Raw genomic sequence first — 5,143 nt, 5'->3', positions numbered from 1 at the left:
GCAGAAGCTCGCGGTGAAGCACATCTCGGCGGCGGCCAAGGACAGCGGCCTGACCAAGCGCGCCGAGACCAACACCACCGGCATGCTGGAGGGTCTGCTGCACTCGCTCGGCTTCACGGAGGTGCACGTGTCCTACGGGACGGTGTGACGGTGCCTCCGGTGCCGTCGGTTCAGCCGCCCAGCACCCCCGGCAGGGCCAGTGCGCCGAGGGCGGCCGCGCCGACAAGGAGCCAGGCCACGTAGTCCCCGATGTGCCCGGACTGCAGCCGGCGCAGCGGCAGCAGCCGGTTCGGGGCCGTGAGCAGGCCGGGGCGGGCGATCGCGACGGCGGCGAGGCCCACGGCCAGGAGGGTGGCGAGACAGCCCAGCAGGACCCCGGCCGTCGTCCAGTGGACGGCGGCCGGGGTCCCGCCCGTTCCGGCCGCGGCGACGGCACGGGAGACCACCTCGGGGAAGCCGGGGGCGACACCGACGGCGAGGCCGCCGGCCAGCAGGACGGCGGGTACGAGGGTCATGGTGGCCGGGATCCGGTCCAGCCTGCCCCCGGTCTCCGGCTCCTCGCCGGTCCCGGTGGTCTCGTACGCCGCGCTCTTGGGCGGCCGGGAACCGAGGCCGAGGAAGACCCGGGCGGCGACCCGCAGCACCGCGCCCGCCGTCACCGCCGACGCGAACACGAACAGCACCGTGAGCGGACCGCCGACCGCCTCCTCGGAGACCGCCTTGCCGATGCCGGTGCCGAACGGCGGCAGGCCCGCCAGGGCCAGCCCTCCGACGGTGAACAGGACACCCACCAGGCGCAGGTCACGGCCCCGCCCGTGCAGCGCGCGTTCGTCCACGTTGCCGTAGCGGTCCAGGAGGATGCCCGTGCAGGCGAACAGGGCGGCCTTCACCCCCGCGTGGCCGAGGATGTACAGCGCGGCACCGTCGTCGCCCTCGGGGGTGAGGACGCCGAGGGCGACGAGGAACAGGCCGGTGTGGGCGATGGTGGAGTTGGCCAGCAGCCGTTTGATGTGCCGTTGGTGCCAGCACATGACCGCGCCGACCACGGCCGTGAGCACCCCGAGGACGACCAGGGCCCGCTCCAGGTCGGCCGCCGGGATGCCGCCGGGGCCCGCGAAGATCGTGCCGTACACCCGCCACACGCCGTAGGCGCCGAGTTCCACCATGACTCCGGAGAGCAGCATGCACACCGGGGTGGGGGCGACGGCGTGGGCGTCGGGGAGCCAGAGGTGGAAGGGGGCGGCGGCGGCCTTGGTCAGCAGCGCGGTGAGCACCAGGACGAACGCGGCGAGGACCAGCGCGTCGGGGCGGCCGTGCGCGTCCAGGCCGCGGCCGATCTTCGACATGGCCAGTTCGCCGGTGCGGGCGTACAGCAGTCCGATGCCCGTCAGCATGGCGTAAGCGCCGAGGGAGTTGACCACGCCGAAGGTCAGCGCGCCCTGCACCGCCTTCGCCTCGTCGATGCGGTAGCCGGTCAGCGCGTAGGCGACCACGCTCATCAACTCGAAGAACACGAACATGTTGAACAGGTCGCCGGCGATCGCGAACCCGCACATGCCGGCCTGGAAGGCCAGCATCAGCGCCGGGTAGGAGCCGGCGTGGCCGCGTGGCGGCTCGTCGAAGTAGTGCCAGGAGTACACCAGGGCGGCGAGCGTCAACAGGGAGACGAGCGCGGCCATGCCGAGGGACGGCCCGTCGCCGATCACCAGGATCCCGACGCTCTCCCCGTGGACCGGCCGCCAGCCGCCGACCCACTCGGTCATCGGGGGCGAGGAGTTCAGGAGCAGCACCAGGGCGAGGGCGCAGGTGCCCGCGCAGACCGCGCAGGCGAAGCTCTCGGCGACGACCCTGGGCAGCCGGCGGCCGGCGGCCACCAGCAGGGTGGCGCCGAGCAGCGGGCCGGCCGCGAGCAGCGGAAGCAGGTGGTGCATCAGCCGCGCAGCTCCGTCAGTTCGTCGGGGTCGACCGTGCCGTGCCGCTTGGCGATCTGGAGGACGAGCGCGAGCAGCAACGCGGTGACGGTCGCGCCGACGACCACGTCGGTGAGGGCGAGGGCCTGCACGACCGGGTCGACCAGCGGCCGGCTGCCCGGCTTCAGGTCGGAGAAGACGGGTGCGGTGCCGCCGTCGCGGTAGCCGACGGCGAGCAGCAGGACGTACGTCGAGGACTGGACAACGGCCAGACAGCCGACGGCGTGGATCAGGTTCCGGCTGGTGGCGAGGCCGTAACAACCCGTCAGGAAGATCCAGACGGCGACCAGGTAGGGGAAGACGTGCATCACGGAGTGTGTCACTGCGGGCTCAACTCCCGTTCTCCTCCTCGATCTCGACGGCCTGGTCGAGGAAGCGGGCGAGCAGCACCACGACCGCGCTCGCCACCTCCATGCCGATGGCCGCGTTCAGCAGGGGGACCGTGCCGCCGGACGACAGCGTGTTGAACGTGCCGTACGGCAGCAGGGTGTTGGCGAGGAGCGCCGTGCCGGCCAGTACCCCGGCGAGGCCGAGGACGAGGTAGGAGCAGGCCGCCAGGGAGTCGGTGACCTCGAAGACGCCGATGGGGCGGACCCGTTCGAGGGCGCCGTAGTCGGCGCCGAGGTACATCAGGTGCAGCGCGGTCGCGGCGACGACTCCGCCCTGGAAGCCGCCGCCGGGGCTGAGCTGGCCGTGCGCGATGACGTACAGGCCGGTGACCAGGGCGACGGGCAGCACCAGCAGGGCGTACCGGCGGACCGGCAGGGCCACTTCGGTGGGCTCGGGGCGGCCTTGGTGCTCGTCCCGGTTCTGCCGGAGCAGGACCACGCAGCCGAGGACGGCGGCGAACAGGATGCTCATCTCGCCGAGGGTGTCGTAGGCACGCTGGTCGAAGTTGACGGAGGAGATGACGTTGGCGGTGTGCCGGGCGAGTGAGGCACGGACGGCCCGGTCGCCGTAGGGGTGGCGGGTGCCGCCGAAGCCGGGCAGGTCGAAGCAGGCGGCGACCAGCAGCGCCGCCAGGCCCGCCCCGCCGATCGCCAGCACCCACAGCCGGAAGGAGCGGCTCACTTCCCGCCTTCCTTCCCGCGCCGTCGCACCTTGCGCACCGACAGCATGATCAGCAGCGGGGTCAGCGCCGAGCCGACGGCAAGCTGGGAGAGGCCGACGTCGGGGGCCTGGAGCACGGTGAACACGACGCCGAGGAACAGTCCCAGCAGGGACAGCACCAGGGCCTGGCGGGCCGGGTCCCGGGTCGCCACGGCCGCGGTCGCCGCTCCCGCGGTGAGCAGCAGGGCCACGACGATGACCGCGTCAGCCACCGCGCACCCCACGGAAGCCGCCGGACAGGGCCCGGGAGGCGACCACGTTGCCGCCGATCAGCAGTCCCCCGATCACCAGGAGTTTCACCATCGCCCGGCCCGGCCCGGTCGCCACGCACAGGGCGACCACGACGGCCGTGTCCACCCCGACCGTCGTCCAGGTCAGGCCCCAGGCGGCGGCCCGGTCGTCCGTCAGGTCCTCGGCGAGCAGCCGGGCGAAGACCAGGGTGCCGACCGGGCCGAGCACGGCCAGCAGCAGGCCGAGATCGACGTAGGCCGTACGGCCGTAGCCCTGGGCGAGCAGCAGCAGGCTCGCGCAGACCGCCGAGGTGGAGAGGTTCTGGGCGACCACGCGCCGGCTCAGCGGGCCGGTGGCGACGCCCCACAGTGCGGTGCCCGCGCCCCCGGCCAGCAGTACGGTCGCCGCGAGGATCCAGCCGTTCACCGCCGGCCCACCGCCCGCCGGCCCGCCCGCGCCACCAGCGCGCCGACCGCCGCCACGCTCGCGCCGACGGTCCGCTCCAGGGTGTCGACGGTGCTGATGAACACCAGCCAGAGCAGGGCGAGAGCGACCCACCACGCCAGCAGTTCGGCCGCGGCGCCGAGCGCCGTACGCCTGGTCATACGCCGCCTCCTCGGTCGCCGCGCGGCGCGATGTCCGATTCGCCGCTTCCATGCCGCTTCTGCATCCAAGCACCGCGACCGTCACCGGGAGCGGCGGCACGCGGAACGCACCCGGAGTGCCCGGGGAGCGCACCGGGAAACCAGCGGTCTGCTCCGGCCGCCGCCCGGGTCCCGGCATCGTTCGCCGATTCGGGGGTAACTGGGCTGACACGCCGCAAGGTTGGGGAGAGTGGAGGACTGAATGGCCAGCGCCGCCTCGCGCCTGCGCATCACCAAGGGCGAGACCACCGAGGAGACGAAGAGGGACGGGGGCACCGGCACGAGGGCGAGGCTGTTCAGCAGGGCCGCACGCGTCGTCGGCGGCCGCGGCGGCCAGCCGGACGCCACCCCGAAGGGGGCCGGTTCCGCCGATCCGGCGGACGCCGGGAAGAAGGGCCTCATGGGCAGGCTGCGCTTCTCCGGCGCGGCAGGCGGCACCGCTCAGGGCCGCACGGCCGAGCCGCCGCAAGCCGGGAGGAAGAGCCTCGTCGGCAGGTTGCGCGGCTTCGGCCGTGCGGGCGAGAAGGGTTCCGTCGGGAGGACAGGCACCGCCGGAGGCAAAGCAGGCACCGCCGTCGGCAAGAACGGCACCGAACGTCGTCCGCTCCCCCTCCCGCTGCGACTGCTGGCGATGGCCGTCGCCTTCGCCGCGATGGTGGCCTTCGCCGTCGTACTGGCCGACCTGACCCTGGATCCGTCCCCGGCGTCCGTGTCGATCGCCCACACCAATCTGCATCCCGGCGCGACCATCAAGCTCTACCTGGACCAGCCCGCGTTCCGGGACGCCGTCAAGCAGATCGGCGGGAACGTCCTGCTGGGTGTCCCGTTCGGGATCCTGGTACCGGTGCTCGCCCCCGGCGCCCGGGGGGTGCTGCGGGTGCTGCTGCTCACCGCGATCGTGATGCTGCTGGTGGAGCTGGCGCAGGGCGCACTGGTCACCGGGCGGGCGTTCGACGTGGACGACGTCATCCTCAACACCGCCGGGGCGCTGATCGGTTGGCTGCTGCTCGGCCGCCTGCTCGGCCGCGCGGTGCACGCCCGCAAGCGCAAGGCGTGACCGCGACCCCTCTCGCCCGGTACCGGCGGCCACGGCCGCCGGTACCGGTCTGTACCAAGGTATTGACGCCCACTTATCTCACTTCTTAAATCAAGAGGCGACGCCTTCACCCCCCGCCCCGGCCGACCGCC

Annotated in this window: 8 protein-coding genes; 2 read left to right on the top strand and 6 right to left on the bottom strand. The window is 73.2% G+C overall.

Annotation, left to right across the window (positions count from 1 at the left end):
- A partial coding sequence (locus ABZ646_RS39560) for a DUF4230 domain-containing protein (protein ID WP_360530466.1) occupies positions 1 to 148 on the top strand: 148 nt, incomplete at its 5' end.
- A gap of 22 nt (positions 149 to 170) precedes the next feature.
- Here the strand turns inward: ABZ646_RS39560 and ABZ646_RS39555 are convergent.
- Genes ABZ646_RS39555 through ABZ646_RS39530 form a run of 6 tightly spaced genes read right to left on the bottom strand, consistent with a single transcriptional unit; the run spans position 171 to position 3,916 of the window.
- Positions 171 to 1,931 (bottom strand): complex I subunit 5 family protein, encoded by a 1,761-nt coding sequence (locus tag ABZ646_RS39555; RefSeq protein ID WP_360530460.1) that lies wholly within the window; start codon positions 1,929 to 1,931, stop codon positions 171 to 173.
- Positions 1,931 to 2,278 (bottom strand): sodium:proton antiporter, encoded by a 348-nt coding sequence (locus ABZ646_RS39550; RefSeq protein ID WP_132892608.1) that lies wholly within the window; start codon positions 2,276 to 2,278, stop codon positions 1,931 to 1,933. Before ABZ646_RS39550 ends, ABZ646_RS39555 begins: the two co-directional genes overlap by 1 nt.
- Before the next feature lie 22 nt (positions 2,279 to 2,300).
- Positions 2,301 to 3,041, bottom strand: coding sequence for an MnhB domain-containing protein (locus tag ABZ646_RS39545; RefSeq protein ID WP_360530457.1), 741 nt, complete (start codon positions 3,039 to 3,041; stop codon positions 2,301 to 2,303).
- Positions 3,038 to 3,292 (bottom strand): hydrogenase subunit MbhD domain-containing protein, encoded by a 255-nt coding sequence (locus tag ABZ646_RS39540; protein WP_360530454.1) that lies wholly within the window; start codon positions 3,290 to 3,292, stop codon positions 3,038 to 3,040. The genes ABZ646_RS39545 and ABZ646_RS39540 overlap by 4 nt, the downstream gene beginning before the upstream one ends.
- On the bottom strand, positions 3,285 to 3,737 hold the full coding sequence (locus ABZ646_RS39535; RefSeq protein ID WP_360530451.1) for a monovalent cation/H+ antiporter complex subunit F: 453 nt from the start codon (positions 3,735 to 3,737) through the stop codon (positions 3,285 to 3,287). Before ABZ646_RS39535 ends, ABZ646_RS39540 begins: the two co-directional genes overlap by 8 nt.
- Entirely contained in the window at positions 3,734 to 3,916 is a 183-nt protein-coding gene (locus ABZ646_RS39530; RefSeq protein ID WP_360530448.1) for a hypothetical protein, read from the bottom strand. Before ABZ646_RS39530 ends, ABZ646_RS39535 begins: the two co-directional genes overlap by 4 nt.
- Positions 3,917 to 4,451: 535 nt before the next feature.
- Between ABZ646_RS39530 and ABZ646_RS39525 the strand changes: the two genes are divergently transcribed.
- Positions 4,452 to 5,012 carry a VanZ family protein gene (locus ABZ646_RS39525; protein ID WP_360530463.1) on the top strand — a complete coding sequence of 187 codons (561 nt, stop codon included), beginning with the start codon at positions 4,452 to 4,454 and terminating at the stop codon, positions 5,010 to 5,012.
- Positions 5,013 to 5,143: the final 131 nt, after the last annotated feature.

The organism is Streptomyces sp. NPDC007162, assembly GCF_040634175.1.
GTDB lineage: Bacteria > Actinomycetota > Actinomycetes > Streptomycetales > Streptomycetaceae > Streptomyces.
The sequence above is the reverse complement of the archived record's forward strand: the minus strand, read 5'-3'. Positions and strand labels throughout refer to the sequence as shown.

What these genes read in the sequence shown, in the direction of transcription:
- ABZ646_RS39550 (WP_132892608.1), bottom strand. Translation starts at nt 2,278, where the DNA reads ATGCACGTCTTCCCCTACCTGGTCGCCGTCTGGATCTTCCTGACGGGT.
- ABZ646_RS39555 (WP_360530460.1), bottom strand. Translation starts at nt 1,931, where the DNA reads ATGCACCACCTGCTTCCGCTGCTCGCGGCCGGCCCGCTGCTCGGCGCC.
- ABZ646_RS39530 (WP_360530448.1), bottom strand. Translation starts at nt 3,916, where the DNA reads ATGACCAGGCGTACGGCGCTCGGCGCCGCGGCCGAACTGCTGGCGTGG.